This window comes from Erythrobacter tepidarius (assembly GCF_002155695.1).
In the GTDB taxonomy this organism is placed as follows: Bacteria; Pseudomonadota; Alphaproteobacteria; order Sphingomonadales; family Sphingomonadaceae; genus Erythrobacter; species Erythrobacter tepidarius.
This window is the reverse complement of record NZ_MUYJ01000011.1, coordinates 54,448-70,184: the sequence shown is the minus strand read 5'-3', so window position 1 is coordinate 70,184 and position 15,737 is coordinate 54,448. Positions and strand designations below refer to the sequence as shown.

Annotated in this window: 19 protein-coding genes; 4 read left to right on the top strand and 15 right to left on the bottom strand. The window is 67.6% G+C overall.

What is annotated here, in order from left to right:
* Positions 1-4: 4 nt before the first annotated feature.
* From nusB to hisG, 3 genes are read right to left on the bottom strand one after another with little or no spacing between them, the layout of a single operon-like run.
* Positions 5-475 carry a transcription antitermination factor NusB gene (gene nusB, locus BZF61_RS11790; RefSeq protein WP_086619477.1) on the bottom strand — a complete coding sequence of 157 codons (471 nt, stop codon included), beginning with the start codon at positions 473-475 and terminating at the stop codon, positions 5-7.
* Positions 472-1,767 carry a histidinol dehydrogenase gene (gene hisD / locus BZF61_RS11785; RefSeq protein ID WP_086619475.1) on the bottom strand — a complete coding sequence of 432 codons (1,296 nt, stop codon included), beginning with the start codon at positions 1,765-1,767 and terminating at the stop codon, positions 472-474. Before hisD ends, nusB begins: the two co-directional genes overlap by 4 nt.
* Positions 1,764-2,465: an ATP phosphoribosyltransferase gene (hisG, locus tag BZF61_RS11780; RefSeq protein WP_086619474.1), complete on the bottom strand. Its 702-nt coding sequence runs from the start codon at positions 2,463-2,465 to the stop codon at positions 1,764-1,766. Before hisG ends, hisD begins: the two co-directional genes overlap by 4 nt.
* A gap of 39 nt (positions 2,466-2,504) precedes the next feature.
* Between hisG and BZF61_RS11775 the strand changes: the two genes are divergently transcribed.
* On the top strand, positions 2,505-3,599 hold the full coding sequence (locus BZF61_RS11775; RefSeq protein ID WP_342742812.1) for a DUF2332 domain-containing protein: 1,095 nt from the start codon (positions 2,505-2,507) through the stop codon (positions 3,597-3,599).
* Here BZF61_RS11775 and BZF61_RS11770 read toward each other — a convergent pair.
* From BZF61_RS11770 to BZF61_RS11755, 4 genes are read right to left on the bottom strand one after another with little or no spacing between them, the layout of a single operon-like run.
* Positions 3,596-4,492 carry an alpha/beta fold hydrolase gene (locus BZF61_RS11770; protein ID WP_086619472.1) on the bottom strand — a complete coding sequence of 299 codons (897 nt, stop codon included), beginning with the start codon at positions 4,490-4,492 and terminating at the stop codon, positions 3,596-3,598. The genes BZF61_RS11775 and BZF61_RS11770 overlap by 4 nt on opposite strands.
* Positions 4,489-5,301, bottom strand: a complete 813-nt coding sequence (locus BZF61_RS11765) for an SDR family NAD(P)-dependent oxidoreductase (RefSeq protein WP_086619471.1) — start codon at positions 5,299-5,301, stop codon at positions 4,489-4,491. The genes BZF61_RS11770 and BZF61_RS11765 overlap by 4 nt, the downstream gene beginning before the upstream one ends.
* Positions 5,302-5,352: 51 nt before the next feature.
* Complete coding sequence (locus BZF61_RS11760; RefSeq protein WP_086619469.1) at positions 5,353-5,805, bottom strand: NUDIX hydrolase; 453 nt, start codon at positions 5,803-5,805, stop codon at positions 5,353-5,355.
* Positions 5,802-6,068 (bottom strand): BolA family protein, encoded by a 267-nt coding sequence (locus tag BZF61_RS11755; protein WP_086619468.1) that lies wholly within the window; start codon positions 6,066-6,068, stop codon positions 5,802-5,804. Before BZF61_RS11755 ends, BZF61_RS11760 begins: the two co-directional genes overlap by 4 nt.
* A gap of 79 nt (positions 6,069-6,147) precedes the next feature.
* On the opposite strand from BZF61_RS11755, the gene BZF61_RS11750 reads away from it, so the two are divergent.
* Positions 6,148-6,741 (top strand): J domain-containing protein, encoded by a 594-nt coding sequence (locus BZF61_RS11750; RefSeq protein ID WP_086619467.1) that lies wholly within the window; start codon positions 6,148-6,150, stop codon positions 6,739-6,741.
* 4 nt (positions 6,742-6,745) lie between these two features.
* Here BZF61_RS11750 and aac(6') read toward each other — a convergent pair whose 3' ends face one another.
* From aac(6') to BZF61_RS11735, 3 genes are read right to left on the bottom strand one after another with little or no spacing between them, the layout of a single operon-like run.
* Positions 6,746-7,192, bottom strand: coding sequence for an aminoglycoside 6'-N-acetyltransferase (gene aac(6'), locus BZF61_RS11745; protein WP_086619466.1), 447 nt, complete (start codon positions 7,190-7,192; stop codon positions 6,746-6,748).
* Complete coding sequence (locus BZF61_RS11740) at positions 7,189-7,821, bottom strand: glutathione S-transferase family protein (protein ID WP_086619465.1); 633 nt, start codon at positions 7,819-7,821, stop codon at positions 7,189-7,191. Before BZF61_RS11740 ends, aac(6') begins: the two co-directional genes overlap by 4 nt.
* Positions 7,822-7,841: 20 nt before the next feature.
* Entirely contained in the window at positions 7,842-8,693 is an 852-nt protein-coding gene (locus tag BZF61_RS11735) for an oxygenase MpaB family protein (RefSeq protein WP_086619463.1), read from the bottom strand.
* 117 nt (positions 8,694-8,810) lie between these two features.
* Here BZF61_RS11735 and cobS point away from each other — a divergent pair, with 117 nt between their 5' ends.
* Both cobS and BZF61_RS11725 read left to right on the top strand, forming a co-directional pair.
* Complete coding sequence (gene cobS, locus BZF61_RS11730) at positions 8,811-9,800, top strand: cobaltochelatase subunit CobS (protein WP_211276770.1); 990 nt, start codon at positions 8,811-8,813, stop codon at positions 9,798-9,800.
* Positions 9,801-9,849: 49 nt separating this feature from the next.
* Positions 9,850-12,054, top strand: coding sequence for a transglycosylase domain-containing protein (locus BZF61_RS11725; RefSeq protein ID WP_086619462.1), 2,205 nt, complete (start codon positions 9,850-9,852; stop codon positions 12,052-12,054).
* Positions 12,055-12,218: 164 nt separating this feature from the next.
* Here the strand turns inward: BZF61_RS11725 and BZF61_RS11720 are convergent, their stop codons facing one another.
* From BZF61_RS11720 to lepB, 5 genes are all read right to left on the bottom strand, one after another.
* Positions 12,219-12,611 (bottom strand): PaaI family thioesterase, encoded by a 393-nt coding sequence (locus BZF61_RS11720; RefSeq protein ID WP_086619460.1) that lies wholly within the window; start codon positions 12,609-12,611, stop codon positions 12,219-12,221.
* The gene (locus BZF61_RS11715; protein WP_425429625.1) at positions 12,604-13,086 is read right to left on the bottom strand and encodes a PaaI family thioesterase; all 483 of its coding nucleotides are present in this window, start codon (positions 13,084-13,086) and stop codon (positions 12,604-12,606) included. Before BZF61_RS11715 ends, BZF61_RS11720 begins: the two co-directional genes overlap by 8 nt.
* 109 nt (positions 13,087-13,195) lie before the next feature.
* On the bottom strand, positions 13,196-13,681 hold the full coding sequence (gene ruvX / locus BZF61_RS11710) for a Holliday junction resolvase RuvX (RefSeq protein ID WP_086619458.1): 486 nt from the start codon (positions 13,679-13,681) through the stop codon (positions 13,196-13,198).
* Positions 13,663-14,799, bottom strand: a complete 1,137-nt coding sequence (locus tag BZF61_RS11705) for a DUF3089 domain-containing protein (RefSeq protein WP_086619457.1) — start codon at positions 14,797-14,799, stop codon at positions 13,663-13,665. The genes ruvX and BZF61_RS11705 overlap by 19 nt, the downstream gene beginning before the upstream one ends.
* Positions 14,800-14,819: 20 nt before the next feature.
* On the bottom strand, positions 14,820-15,650 hold the full coding sequence (lepB, locus tag BZF61_RS11700; RefSeq protein ID WP_245804616.1) for a signal peptidase I: 831 nt from the start codon (positions 15,648-15,650) through the stop codon (positions 14,820-14,822).
* Between the last annotated feature and the right edge of the window lie 87 nt (positions 15,651-15,737).

Here is a 15,737-nt window from a genome sequence, read left to right as displayed (position 1 = left end):
AAGTCTAGCCCGCGCGCGCCTCTTTGGCCACGGCATCGAGAATGCCATTGACGAACCTGGCCTGCCCGTCATCGAAAAACGCCTTGGCGACTTCGACATATTCGTTGATCACCACCGCTGCGGGCACATCGGCGCGGGCGAGCAGCTCGTAGGTGGCGGCGCGCAGAACTTGGAGCATAGCCTTGTCGAGCCGCGCAAGGCTCCATCCGCTGGCGAGCTTGCCGGCGACGAGCGCATCGATCTCGTCCCGGCGGGCATCCACCCCGCGCACGAGATCATCGAAGAACGGCACCTCGGCCTCGGCATATCTGGCCTCGCCGAAAGCGTCCTCGTCGATCCCGCGACCCAGCCGGTGCCGGTGGAATTCATCGAGCAGCCTGGCGAGCGCGGTGCCCTCCATATGTTGCTGGTAGAGCGCCTGGACGGCGGCAAGGCGCGCGGCCGAGCGGGCCTGAGAACGGGCGGGATGGTTCATCGGATTCGCAGTTCCACGGATTTGGCGTGCGCCGGCAGCCCCTCGGCATGGGCGAGGGTGGCCGCGGCAGGGCCGATCGCGGCGAAGGAGGCTTGATCGAGGCCGAGGAAGCTGGTGCGCTTCATGAAGTCGAGCACCGACAGCCCGCTCGAAAAGCGCGCGCGGCGGCCGGTCGGCAGCACGTGGTTCGGCCCGGCGACGTAATCGCCGACCGCCTCGGGCGTCATGCGGCCAAGGAAGATGCTGCCGGCGTGGCGGATCGCGTGCATCAGCGCGTCGGGGTTGTCGACTGCGAGTTCGACATGCTCGGCGGCCAGCCGGTTCGCCAGCGCCGGCGCTTCGGCTGCGAGATCGTTGACGACGATGATCACCCCGTGCGCCTCCCAGCTGGCCCGCGCCGTCTTGCCGGTGGCGAGCTGGCTCAGTTGCAGGTCGATGCAATCCTCCACCTGCCGCGCGAAGCCGGCATCGTCGGTGATCAGGATCGACTGCGAGGTGGGATCATGCTCGGCCTGGCTGAGCAGGTCGGCGGCGATCCAGTCGGGATCGTTCTTGCCGTCGGCGATAACGATGATTTCGGACGGGCCGGCGACCATGTCGATCCCGACCACGCCGTAAAGCTGGCGCTTGGCCTCGGCGACCCAGGCATTGCCGGGGCCGGTGATCACGTCCACGGGCTTGATGCGCTGGGTCCCATAGGCCAGCGCGCCCACCGCCTGCGCCCCGCCGACACGCCAAATTTCGTCCACCTGCGCGATATGCGCCGCGGCGAGCACCAGCGGGTTGGTCTGGCCTCTGGGAGTGGGGGTGACGACCACGAGCCGCTCGACCCCCGCCACGCGCGCGGGAATGGCGTTCATCAGCAGCGAGGAAGGATAGGCCGCGCGCCCGCCCGGAACGTAGAGCCCCGCCGCATCGACCGGTCGCCAGATCGCGCCGAGGCGCACGCCCGCTGCATCGGTGTAGTCGCGGTTCTGCGGCAGCTGTGCTTCGTGATAGGCGCGGATGCGCGCCGCCGCGAGTTCGAGTGCCTCGCGCAGTTCCGGCGCGAGCGCCGCGTAGGCCGCCTCGCAGGCCGCGCGCGGGATCTCCCAATCGGCATCATCGGCCAGCGCATAGCCATCGAAGCGCTGGGTGTATTCGGCCAGCGCCGCATCGCCGCGCAGCTTCACCGTCCGGAGAATGTCCGCTACCTGCGCTGCGACATCGCTATCGGCCTCGCGCCGCGAATCGACGATGCGCGCGAACTTCTTCTCGAAATCGGGCGCGAGGGTGGAAAGGATCGGGATCATGCGGCCAACCCCGCCTGGCGCAGATCGGCATCACGACGGAAGGCGGCCACCAGCGCAGCGACGCGCGGATCGGTCTTCAAGGCGGTGCGGTTGACGATCAGCCGCGCCGAGATTTCGAGGATCACGTCGGTCTCGACCAGCCCGTTTTCCTTGAGCGTCTTGCCGGTCGAAACGAGATCGACGATCCGCCGCGCAAGGCCGAGCGAGGGCGCCAGTTCCATGGCGCCGTTGAGCTTGACGCATTCGGCCTGCACCCCGGCGGCCTCGAAATGGCGGCGGGTGAGGTTGGGATACTTGGTCGCGACCCGCAGGTGGCTTGCCCCCGCCGGCGCGTCGACGTCCTCGGCCAGCCGCGCGACCGAAAGGCGGCACAGCCCGATGCCGAGATCGACCGGCGCGTAGAGATCGGCATAGTCGAATTCCTCGATCACGTCCGAGCCGACAATGCCCACCTGCGCTGCCCCGTGGGCGACGAAGGTTGCGACATCGAAAGCGCGCACGCGGATGATCCGCATGTCTTCGCGGGTCGTGGCGAAGGCCAGCGCGCGGCTCTTGGGATCGTGGAACTCCGCCTCCGGCACCACGCCCGCGCGCGCCATTACCGGCAGCGCCTCCTCGAGGATGCGCCCCTTCGGGACAGCAAAGGTGAGCTGTCCGGGCCGGAAGATGCTGTTGTCGGGAAGGCCGGCGGTGTTCATGATTGGCCGCGCAAATAGGGGCGAGCGGGCAAAAGGGCAATGGCAATGGCGACGAGCGAGGCGGCAATCATGGGGCTGGCAGACTTTACCGCCGCGCTTGAATGGCAAGCGCGGCATGCCGAGGAAAATGGTGCCCCCGCCACCGCACGGGTGATCCGTGCGCTCGCCAAGGTTCGGGCGAGCGATACGGCGACCGGACGCCGGATCGCGAACTGGCCGGGACTGACGCTCAAGGACGCGATGCCGCTGCGGATTGCCGCGGGCTTCCACCATCTCGTGCTGACGGGCGCCGACGCGCGGCTTGCGGAAATCTATGCGGGGCGGATCACCGATCAGGCCGCGGTGGACGCGCTGGTGCTCGATCTGACACACAGGTTCGACGCGCGGCTGCTGCCGTGGCTCGATCGCCCGCCGCAGACCAACGAGGCAGGCCGCGCCGCGAGCATCATGGCCGGACTCTTGTGGCTCGCGCAGCGGGTGCAGGTGCCGCGTTTCGACCTGTTCGAACTGGGCGCGAGTGCCGGGGTCAACACGATGATCGATCGCTACTTCTTCCGGCTGGGGGACAAAGAGCTTGGCCCGCCGCAATCGCCGATGCGGATCGTGCCAGAGTGGCGCGGTGCCTCGCCCCCCGCGCCGCCCTCCGGCTTCGCGATCACGGGCCTGAAGGGCTGCGACATCGCCCCCATCAACCTCGCCGATCCCGATGCGGCGCTGCGCCTGAAAGCCTATGTCTGGCCCGACGCCGGGGAACGCATGGCGCGGATCGATGCGGCGATTGCGCTGGCGGGCGCAAAGCCCCCCGATCTGGTCGCGGCCGATGTGGGCGACTTTGCCGCACAGATGCTCAACCGGTCGCAGCAGCCTGGCTTGGCCCGGGTGATGTTCCATTCAATCATGTGGCAATATCTGCCTGCCGCCACCCAGACGCGGATTGCCGCCGCCTTCGCGGCCGAAGGTGCGGCGGCGACCGCGGACAGCCCGCTCGGCTGGATCGCGCTCGAGACCGACCCCGCAACCTTCCGCCACGAATTGCGCGTGCGCCTGTGGGATGGTGCAGGCCATCGCGGCGAAGAGCACCTCCTCGCCCACGCCCATCCGCACGGCGCTTGGGTGGAGTGGATTGCGGGCTAATCCGCGAGGAACCTTTCCATCGCCGCGTTCACCGCCTCCGGCGCCTCCCACGGAACGAAATGGCCGCAATCGGGCACGCGCACGATGGTGAGCGGGTCGATGATTTCCTCCAGCCCGTCGAGGTTCTCAGGGGGCAGGGCGAGGTCGTCCATTGCCCAGATCACCAGCGTCGGGATGGTCAGCTTCGGCAGGGCAGGGGGCGCATAGTCCGCTGGCACTTTGAACGGCGCGTCCATGCTCGGCACGTCGATCGGGCTGGCGCGGTAGTAGTTGAGCATCCCGAAAGCCGCATCGCGGTTTTGCCAGTCGCGCAGCAGCGCATCGCGTTCCTCCGGCTCCATCGCGCTCGGGCGATCCCACTTGACCTCTTTCAGCAGCAACGCGGTGAGCCCGTGCTCCTTGACCAGCACGTCGTTGGCCGGATCGCGGAAACCCCGGATATACTGGCTCGCCGCGCGCTGGCCGGGGTGGGTGTAGAGCAGCTTCTGGAAGATCGCCGGATGTGGCGCATTGGCGATGATCGCGCGCGTTACCCGCGCATGCTGCCCGCCCAGCGCCACGCCCCAGGCAATCGCGCCGCCCCAGTCGTGCCCGACGATGGTAAAGCTGGCGATGCCCAGCACATCCGCCAGCAGGAAAACATCCCCGATCAGCTTGTCGGGGGTGTAGGCGTTCACCTCCTGCGGCTTGGACGAGCCGCGATAGCCGCGCTGGTCGGGCGCGATGCAGCGATAGCGATCGGAGAAATGGCGGATCTGGTGGCGCCAGGTGCGGTGGCTTTCGGGAAAGCCGTGGAGGAAGATCAGCACCGGCGCATGCGTCGGGCCTTCATCGACGATGTCAAGGCTGATGCCGTTGGGCAACTGCACCCGCTTCTGTTCGAACCCGCTCATTCGGCAGCCTCCAGCTTTTCCATGTAACCACTTGCGACCATCGCCGCGACCTGATCGAACAATGCTTCGGGCGTGCGGCGCAGCTCGCCCATCGCCTTCTCGGCGCCCTCGGCAATGATGATTTCGCGTGTGCCCAAGGCGATGGCATCGAGCATCTCGCGCGCGGCAACATCGGCGGCTATGCCATTATCGATCGCCGGATCGGACCTGCCGCGCCGTCTGCCATCGGCGGTGAGCGCGTTGCGCGAGACATTGGTGGCGACCGAGCCGGGGTAGATGGTGTGGACCGACACCCCGTTGATCGAAAGCTCCGCCCTGAGCGCGTCGGCATAGCCTGCGAGGCCGAATTTTGCCGCGCAATAGGCGGTCCGCATCGGCACGCCGACCTTGCCGGCGATCGAGGAAATGAAACCGAGCGCCCCCGATCCGCGCTCGGCCATGTGGCCGATCAACCCCTGGGCAAAGGCGATTTGCGCGACGAGATCGACCTCGATGATGTCGCGATAGACCTGCATGGAGGTTTGGAGCGCGCGGCTGCGTTGCGAGATGCCGGCATTGGCGAAGGCGATATCGACACCCCCCTTCCAGCCAATCGCCCTGGCGGTTGCCTCGGCCAGCGCGGCCGCGTCACGCACGTCGAAGGCGAGTATCAGAGCCTCGCGGCAATCCGCCGCCACTTCGGCCAGCCGCGCCTCGTCGCGCCCCGACAGGACGACATGGCTCCCGCGTGCCGCCAGCTCGCGCGCCAGCGCCGCGCCGATGCCCGAGGATGCCCCGGTGACCCACGCCACCTTGCCCGTGTAAGCCATTCTCTCTCTCCCTTTGCCGAGAGGACTAGCGGGCAGGCCGGCGCGGCGCAATCAGGTTGCGATTGCAGACCGGATCATGTCGGCAAGGTTCACCGGAAACACCGCCTCGGGCCAGTTTTCCAGCTCGGCGAGCGTGAACCAGCGGTGCTGCGTCATCAGTGCCTGTTCGAGCGCGGTGTGGCGGCTGGTGTCGATCTCAGCCTCGGCCACCCGCACGAGAAAAAAGCGCTCATCGGCCTGCACCGCTTCGCCTTCGACGGTGACGAATTGGGGGGTCATGCGCGCGATCTGCGGCCCCGGATCGGCGGTGATGCCGGTCTCCTCGAACAGCTCGCGCCTTGCCGCATCCTCGAAGCTCTCGCCGGGGTCGCACTCGCCGCCCGCCGTCACCCAGAAGGGGGGACGGCCGGGCACGTCGAAGCGGAACATCAGCGCGCGGATTTCGGGATCGAGCACGATCAACCGCGCCGCGCGGCGCAGGCGCAGGGCGGTTTGGCGGGTCATAGCGCGGGCACGCTCGCCTTGATTGCCACCGCGTGCACCCGCTGGCCGACGATATCACCCAGCGCCGCGATCACCGCGCGCTGGCGGGCGAGGCGGGTCATCGGAGCAAAGGCGGGGGATTCGATCTCGATGGTGAAGTGCGATTCGCCCGAGCCATCGTCGCCCATGTGGCCTGCGTGCCTCGCGCTGTCGTTGACGATCACGAGGCGGGTGGGGGCGAAGGCGGCGGTCAGCAGCGCGTGCATTTCCTCGGCGAGGGGCATCGGGTCTTTCCTTCTTTGCAAGCATCGAACGGCAATTCCGGCTTGGCACTTCGCAGCACCATTGCCATGTTCCAGCGCCATGGCTTCACCACGATTCCACGGCCGCGTCGAGAGCCAGGGGCGCAGCTGCGAGGCTCCCGGCTGCTGCAAGCCCGGCGAATTCCGCGCGCCCGGGCGCCGTCCGCACGGGTTTGACGGGCCGGGCGAATGGCGCTGGTTCTGCCTCAATCACGTGCGCGAATTTAACGCGCGCTATGACTGGTTCGCCGGCATGAGCGCCGAGGAAATCCTCGAAGCCCAGTCGCCGATCGCCGGTTGGCGCAGCGAAAGCCGCGCCTTCCGCCCGACCGCCGGGATCGCCGATGCCCCGCGCTGGGCCGATTATGCCGATCCGCTCGATGCCATCGCGGCGCGGGCGCGGGGAATCAAGTCCCGCGCCGAGCGCGCCGCGCGCACCGCCATGTCGGGTCGCTTCTCCAAGGAGGAGGCGCTGGCGCTCGAGGTGATGGGCCTCGGGTCGGACACCGACCGCTCGCGCCTCAGGCGCCGCTATTCCGAATTGGTGCGCCGCTACCACCCCGATCGCAACGGCGGCGATCGGCGGCACGAGGCGCAGCTGACGGCGGTGGTTGATGCCTACCAGCTGCTGCGCAAGAGCGCCGCGCTGGCCTGACCCTTCACAGCATCCGGCGGAAGAACACCACCCGCTCGGTCTCCTTGAAGCCGACGGCTTCGTGAAAGGCGTGGCTGGCGATGTTGTCGAGGAGAGCGTTGGAGGCGAGCTCGGTGCAGCCTCGCGCGCGGCCCCATTGCGCCACCGCCTCGACCAGCGCGCGGCCCACGCCCATGCCGCGCGCTTCGGGGAGGATGAAGGCGCCTTCGCCGAAAGCCACGGGCGAGGTGTCGCACCCGTCGACATAATCGCGCCGGATGCTCGCCTCGACAAAGCCGACAAGCCCGCCCTGCGCGTTCTCGGCAACGAAGGCGACCTGGTCCGAATCGCCCGACAGAAAAGTTTCGGCGATGTCCTCGGCATGGGTCGCCGCGTCGTCATCGGGCCAGAGCTGCGCGCGCAACGCCGCCCATTGCGGCACGTCCTCGGGTGCGGCGGGTCTGATCCTCATGCGCTTGCCTGCCCCGCCTTGATGATCGCCGCATCGATGGCGTTGGCCTCGGCATAGGCCGGGCGCTGGGTGATCCGCTCGACATAGGCGCGGAAGGACGGGCGCTCGGGGATGGAGCCGAAGCGCAGGCCCCAGATGAACTGGCTGCCGACATAGGTATCCGCCATGGTAAAGCGGTCTCCGGCAATGAAGTCATGGGCGGACAGCCACTTGTCGAGCGTGTCTGTCACCAGCTCGAGGCTGCCGAAGCCCGCCGTGCCGCTCTTGCCCTCGGGCACCTCCCAGCCGAGCGAGCGGGCGATGATCGCCTGCTCCAGCGGCCCGGCGGCGAAGAACAGCCAGCGAAAATAGGCGGCTTGCTCATGCGCTTCGGGCAATAGCCCTGCCTCAGGGTGGGTCTGGGCGAGGTAGTGGTTGATCGCGGCGCATTCGGTGATGACCTGATCGCCTCCCGGCAGATGATGGACCAGCGCGGGCACCTTGTTCATCGGGTTGATGTCGCGGAAGGTCGCGGGCCGCGTCGCCCAATCGAACACCTCATGGGTGTAATCCGCGCCCGTCTCGTGCAGCGCCCAGCGCGCAATCTGGCCGCGGCTCAAGGCGACGGTGTAGAAGGTGAATTCGGCCATTATCCTCTCCCTTGGGACGACTATCTGCGCGCGGGTGCCTGCCGGAACGCCCAGCGCAGAGTCCGGCCCATGCCCCATGTCGCCGCGCGCGCGGGCAGGGCGGTGAGCACCGGGCGCTGGAGGTGCAGCATCGTGCGGGCCCATTCGGGCAGCATCGCCACGGCATCGGCGGTGATCATCGCCTGCACGCTGCGCGGCGTGCCTTCGGGGCGCTGGCTGAGCACCAGCTGCGCGACTTCACGCGCTTCGGGCGAGGTAGCAAGATCGTGCCGCAACATCCTGAAAATACGATCCGCCTCGGCGCGGGTCTCGGGCACCGGATCGGCCCCCAACATCCGCGCGATCACCGCGAACTGACGGTAATATTCGTCCTGCTCGCAGGCAGGCATTCCCGGCCGTACGTGGCGCAGATAGCCGGCCAGGAAGCTCTGCGCCTCGGTCACATGGACCCAGGCCAAGGTGCGCGGATCGGTGGCGCTGTAGGGGGTGCCGTCGGGCAGCGTGCCGCCGACCCTGGCGTGGATGCGGTTGACCCGGTCGATCGCCTTGATCGCCTCATCGCGGTGGCCGAAGGTCGTCACCGCGATGAAGCGCGCGGTGCGGCGCAGCCGACCGTGCATGTCGTTACGGAAATTGGAATGGTCGAGCACGCCCTGCAACGCCGCGGGATGGAGCATCTGGAGCAGCAGAGCGCGCACCCCGCCGGTCATCATGCCGACGATATCGGCGTGCACCAGCCGGATCGGCGTATCGCGTTCAAACAGGGCTTCGTCCGAAGGCGCGGTCGGCTGCTGGCCCTCGGCGCGATCATGGAACACCCCGCGCACCTGGCCGACCAGCTTGAGGCGCAGCGATTCGACGGGGTCAGGCATGCGGCGAACTATAGGCCGGCAGGCGAGCCTGCGGAACCGGACTCGCCAAAAATGCCAGCCTTTGCCGCCAAACCACCGCTTGCAGGCTGCGCCCATGCGTTCTAACCGGTCGCGGCAATGACTTCATCCTCCCGCTCCACTGTCGCCGGCGACAACGCCATGCCCACCCAGCCCGACACCACGGTTGATGTCCGCGAAGTGTTCGGCATCGATGTCGACTGGAAGGTGCCCGCCTTCTCGGAGCGGGACGAACACGTGCCCGACACCGACAGTGCCTATGTGTTCGATCCGGACACCACGCTGGCGATCCTTGCGGGCTTTGCGCATAACCGCCGGGTGATGGTGCAGGGCTATCATGGCACCGGCAAGTCGACCCATATCGAACAGGTCGCCGCGCGCCTCAACTGGCCGAGTGTGCGGGTCAATCTCGATGCGCACATCAGCCGCATCGATCTCGTCGGGCGCGATGCGATCGTGCTCAAGGACGGGCTGCAGGTCACCGAATTCAAGGAAGGCATCCTGCCCTGGGCGCTCCAGCACCCGGTGGCGCTGACCTTCGACGAATATGACGCGGGCCGCCCCGATGTGATGTTCGTGATCCAGCGCGTGCTCGAGTTCGACGGCCGCCTTACCCTGCTCGACCAGAACCGGGTAATCACGCCCAACCCGTGGTTCCGCCTGTTTGCGACCACCAACACCGTCGGCCTTGGCGACACGAGCGGGCTTTATCACGGCACGCAGGCGATCAACCAGGCGCAGATGGACCGCTGGAACATCGTCGTCGCGCTCAACTACCTCAAACCCGAGGTCGAAGAGCAGATCGTCAAGTCCAAGGCCCCGCAGGCCGACGACAAGCTGATTGCCGACATGGTCAAGGTCGCCGAGCTGACCCGTCAGGGCTTCATCAACGGCGACATCTCGACCGTGATGAGCCCGCGCACCGTGATCACATGGGCGCAGAACGCGGCGATCTTCAATTCGGTCGGCTTTGCCTTCCGCCTCAGCTTCCTCAACAAGTGCGACGAGGCCGAGCGCACGCTGGTGGCCGAATACTACCAGCGCGTGTTCGGGGAAGACTTGCCGGAAGGCGCAGCGAGGAAGCGCTAATCTCGCCGCTTGCCCCGCAGTGTCATAGGCTGATAATACAGCGCTGATCATGGCGTTGTTCGACCGACTCTGGAAAGCCTCTCGCGGCGATGCCGAGGCCGATGGGCGTCCCGGCCCCGATGCGGGCAGGTCGGCCGGCTTCTATCCGCTTTACGAATCGATGCGGAGCGCCGATCTCGACGAGGAGGAGGACGATCTTCCCCCGCGTCCGCACCCTTCGGCCAAGCCCGATTTCGCCGCCTGGGATGCCAAGCTCGCGGGCATCGACAAGGCGCTCGAAGGCGAGGAAAGGCGCCGTCTCGGCTGGTGGCAGCGCGATTACTGGCGCGCGCGCTCGAAATTGTGGTGGACGGGACGCGCGATCATCGCCGGCCTCGCGCTGTTCGTGGCGCTGATCGGCTGGCTGACGATCACCGCGCCGCTGTCGAAAAGCCTCGAACCCATCGCCCCGCCGCAGGTCACGCTGCTTGCCAGCGATGGCACGCCGATCGCTCGGCAGGGCGCGATTGTCGAAGCGCCGGTCAAGGTCGCGGACCTGCCGCCCCACGTGGCGCAGGCTTTCATCGCGATCGAGGATCGGCGGTTCTATTCGCACTGGGGCATCGACCCGCGCGGCATCGCCCGGGCGCTGTGGACCGGCTATGGCGGCGGCTCGACCATCACCCAGCAGCTCGCCAAGTTCACCTTCCTCACCCCCGAGCAGAGCCTCAGCCGGAAGGCGCGCGAGGCGCTGATCGCCTTCTGGCTGGAAAGCTGGCTGACCAAGGAAGAGATCCTCGAACGCTACCTCTCCAATGCCTATTTCGGCGACAACCAATACGGGCTGCGCGCGGCGAGCCTGCATTACTTCTACCGCCAGCCCGAAAAGCTGCGGCCCGAGCAGGCGGCAATGCTGGCAGGGCTGCTGCAGGCGCCCTCGCGCTATGCGCCGACCAAGCATTACGACAAGGCCAAGGCGCGCATGGAGCTGGTGATCAAGGCGATGGTCGAGGAAGGCTATCTGACTGAGGCCGAGGCCCGCGCGCTGCCCGATCCGCGCCTCGATGTCCGCACCCGCGACGACAATCTGCCGACCGGCACCTATTTTGCCGACTGGGCGCTGCCTCTGGCGCGCGAGGGGATGGAGGCGAGCTATTCCAAGCAGGTGCTCACCACCACACTCGATTCGCGCTTGCAAGCCTTGGCCAACCGGGTCGTCTCGCGCGCGCCGCTGGGCAGGGCGCAGGTCGCGCTGGTGGCAATGCGGCGCAACGGCGAGGTGGTGGCGATGGTGGGCGGGCGCGACTACCGCAAGTCGCCGTTCAACCGCGTGACGCAAGCCCGCCGCCAGCCGGGGTCGACCTTCAAGACCTTCGTCTATCTCGCCGCGCTGGAGGCCGGCTGGGAGCCGGACGATACCATTGCCAACACCCCGATCACCCAGGGCAGCTATCGCCCCAAGAACGCGCGCGGGGCCTATTCCGAGCGGATCACGCTCGAGGATGCCTTCGCGAGTTCGAGCAACGTCGCCGCCGTGCGCCTGCTCCAGGCGGTGGGTAGCGACAAGGTGATCCGCACCGCGCGTGCGCTTGGCATCACCGCGCCGATGGCCGAGGGCGATCCCAGCCTCGCGCTTGGCACCTCGGCAATGACGCTGATGGAGCTGACCGCAGCCTATGCCGGGATTGCCGCCAACGAGTTCCCGGTTGAACCCCACCCCTTTGCGCGCGGCGAGCCGGGCTGGTGGGAATGGCTGACGACCCGCAAGGACAGCCTCTCGCGCTCGCAGCATGAGGACATCGAAGCCATGCTGCGCGCCGCAATCAACCGCGGGACGGGGCGCAATGCGGTGCTGCCGATCGCCAATTACGGCAAGACCGGCACCACCCAGGATTATCGCGACGCGCTGTTCGTGGGCTATGCCGGGGACCTGGTGGTGGGCGTGTGGATCGGCAATGATGACAACTCGCCCCTGAACGGTGTTACCGGCGGCAGCACGCCCGCGCGCATCTGGCGCGATTTCATGCGCGGGGCATTGAAGCTCGAAGCCGCACCGAGGCCGAAGACCCAAGCATCGCCCGATCCCGAAGGGCCGGTGCAGCAGCTCGATATCGAAGGTGGGGAGGTGCTGCCCGGTCAGGACGGGGCGACGCTCAGCATCGACGGCAATGGCGTGACCATCAAGCAGGATGGCGTGCCGGTCGAAGTGCGGGTCGATCCGGGCGGGGTGACGGTCCAGCCTGCGCCAAGCCCGAGCGCGCAGCCGCCGCCCTGAGGGATTTCCGTGAACGCGCACACCCCGTGTTGGAGACACATGAGACACTGTCCAGAGACAGAAAACGGCCGGGCCGCTGCGCATCGCTGAACGGGCGTAGCGGCATGGGCGGACAGCGGGCCATCGGCCAAGCCTGTCATCCCGCTGCCGCGTAGGAAAGCGCTCTACACCATCAGGATGTTCATCACCGCGGTGGCAATCGGGCGGGTGCGATCATCCTGCCATGCTTCCACCGAGACATTGGCGTTGCGCCGCCCAAGCCGGGTGATGCGGCCGAGCGCGAAGCTCGCCTGCGACTTGCCCGCGGCAAGATATTGCACGGTGATGTTGATCGGCTTGAGCTGCGGATCGCGCCCCGCCGCCAGCAGCGCGGTGTGGAGCGCGGCATAGCCGGCGGTTTCGAGCAGGCCAGCGGTCGCGCCGCCGTGGAAGTGCGCCGGGCGGCCTTCGACGTTGGGTCCGAAATCGACCGAGAGCAGCGGCATCCCGGCTTCCTCGCCGACGATCGTGATGCCGAGCGAGCGGGCATAGGCGGGAAACAGGATTGTCTCAGCCATTCCCCATCGCCCTCGCCAGTGCCGGGTTGTCCTTGCGCGGATCGGCGCCGATCGTCATGAAGACGCCCGCGACATGGGCCACCGGATCGCCCGGATCGCCATCATGGGCGATGCCGCGGACGAATGCGGCCGAACGGGTGCGGCGGTAGCATTCGACCCGTCCCCTGACGCTCGCCCCTTCGCGCGCTGGGCGCTGGTAATCGACGCGCAGGTCGAGCGTGGCGACCGGATTGAAAGTGCGACTCGCCTGCCAGATCGCCATGCCGCTGGCCATGTCCATCAGGCTGATGATCGGGCCGGAGGCCAGCACGCCGCTCTGGCTGTCGCCCACCAGATCCGCCCGCCAGGGCAGTTCCAGTTCGACCCAGTTCTCTCCCTGATCGGTGAAGCGCAGGCCAAGCCAGGCGGTGTGGCCGTGACGAAAGAACCATTTCGAAGCTTCGCGCGCATCAAACAGGGCGGGGGGCATTATCATGCACAGGTGCATAGGGGCGCGCGCGGGGCGGTTACAATCATTTAATTTCGCGGGGCTGGCAGGCTTGCAGGCGCTGGCCGGCGCGGTGCGGACGCGGCGGGCTGCGCTGTCAGAGCACGCCGCCGGCCAGCCGGTCGATCGCGCCCTGCAGGATCACCGCGGCGGCATGGCTGTCGATCACGGCGGCGCGCTTGGCGCGGCTCATGTCCATGCCGATCATCGCCGCCTCGGCAGCCTGGGTCGACCAGCGTTCGTCCCACAGCAGGATCGGCAGGGCAAAGGCTTCGGCGAGGTTGCGGGCATAGGCACGCGAGGCCTGGGCGCGCGGGCCTTCGGAGCCGTCCATGTTGCGCGGCAGGCCGAGCACGAGGCCCGTGACGCCGCGGGATGTGATGATGCCGGCGATGGTTTCGCGATCCTTGCCCCACTTGCCGCGCCGGATGGTGGTGCCATTGGTGGCAAAGCGCCAGCCGGCATCGCAGGTGGCGGTGCCGATGGTTCTGGTGCCGAGGTCGAGGCCCAGCAGCACCCCGCCATGCCCCACCGCATCGGCAAAGCCGCGCGCGTCCTCGAAGATCAACTGGCCGGCTTCCACGCATCCACCCGGCGCGCGACATCGGCCTTGGTGTTGGCCCAGAACAGCGGCAGATCATAGACGTGGTAATTGTTGCCCGGCAGGACATAGCTGCCCATCTGCGGCGGCGGACCGATCAGCAGCAGGCCGCGCCTGTCGCATCGGGCGGGCACCAGGCCGGGTTGCAGTGTGCCCTGCTCCATCGAGTCCTCGGGCACAAGCGTGCCGAGATTGGCGCTGGCCGGTGCGCTGCCGCCGGGCGTGCCGGTGAGCGGGTTGGTGCACAGCATCGGCTCATTGCCCGGCTTCTGGCCGTCGAGCGCCGGCGTGCTGCCAAAGGCGTCGAGCAGCGGCGCGGGCTCGGCCGGTTCGGCAAAGCTCGACCAGCTGATGACGCAGCCGGTCTGGTCGGGCGCGGCGCAGGCGGGCAGCCCCATGACCGGCAGATCATGCAGCTTCGAGACCGGCCAGCCAATGATGTAGGCCGCCACCAGCCGCACCGCGGTGGGCGAGCCTTTTACCTCCTCGGCCAGCAGGCGCTTGAGATGCAGCGACCCTTGCGAATGGCCCGCGAGCACGATCGGCGTGTCCGGACCGATGCTCGAGAGGAAATAGCGGAACGCCTCGCGCACATCGGCATAGGCGGCCGCGATCGCCTGCCTGCCCTCGGGCGCGTCGGTAAGAAAGGCGCCCATCGTCGCCTGACGGTAGCGCGGCGCCCAGATTTCGGAGGCGGCATTGAAGGGGCTTGCCATGCCGCGCAGATAGATGCGGGCAATCCGCTCGGCCTCGGCATCGCCGCCATTTTCGAGCGGCGCATTCCAGCGCGAACGGTTGAGGTAGCTGGTGGGGTGGACGAAGAACACGGCAAAGCGCCGCCTCGGCGCAGCGATCGGCTTGGCGTGTGCGGCATAGGCCGGCTGCCAGCGCGCCGGATCCTTCAGCCCGATGCCGGGGCGCGAATACCACAGCGAGGGGCTTTCGTAGGCATTCGCCTCGAGCGGCTTGACCGGCTTGAATTCGCCCGAAGGCACCAGCGCGATCTCGGCCAGCTCCTGCTGGAACAGTTCGTAGGCGATCCGTCCGCCGATCACCAGGACGATGCAGAAAGCGACGAAATAGAGGAACTTGCGGGCCATGTCTCAGCCTTGATCCACGCCTATTTCGCGGCCGGCGCCTTTTCGGCCAGGGCCGGACGCAAGGTGCGCCATGCGCGGTCGGGGCGCAGGCTGGAGAACCATGTCACCGGGTTCCAGGTGGTCGAGCCGTCGAGGCTGAAGGTGATGAACTCCGCGCGCCCGCCGATATTGGCGAGCGGCACCGCGCCGCCCAACCCGCTCTCGATCACCTCGGCACGGCTGTCGGCGCTCTCGTCGCGGTTGTCGCCCATGACGAACACGCTATCCGCAGGGACGGTGTAGGGCCCGTAATTATCGAGCCTTTGGTCGCGGTAATCGATCGTGAGATAGGTTGCGCCGTTCGGCAGGGTCTCGCGCCAGGTCGGCGGGGCGAAGTAGTCCTTCCCGTCCGGGCCGGTCTCGCGATAGGCCTCGAAGGCATCGAGGCACGGCGCACCGCGGCACAAGAGGTGGGGCTCGAACGGCAGGTGAACCGGTGGCACCACCTCGCGCTTGATGGGCACCCCGTTGAGGATGATCTGCCCGCCGCGCACCTCGATCGTGTCGCCCGGCAACGCCACCACGCGCTTGATGTAATCCTCGTCGCGCGTCGGGTGCACCGGGATGACGATGTCACCATATTCAGGGGTCGCGGGCCAGATGCGGGTGCTGGAACGCGGCAGGAGGTGGAAGCTCGCCGAGGCCCACGACCAGCCATAGGGATATTTGCTCACCACCAGCCGGTCGCCCACCCACAGGGTCGGCATCATCGAGGTCGAGGGAATGTAGAACGGCTTGGCGACAAGGCTGTGGAATGCGAGCACCGCCAGCAGCATCAGCGCAAGCCCGCGGATCTCGGCTATCCAGTCGATCTTGTCCGCTCCGCCACGCTTGTCACCCGCCGCAGCGGCCGATGCGCCATTGGCGACCTCGCCTTTGGCCAGGTGGTCCTGCGCCTC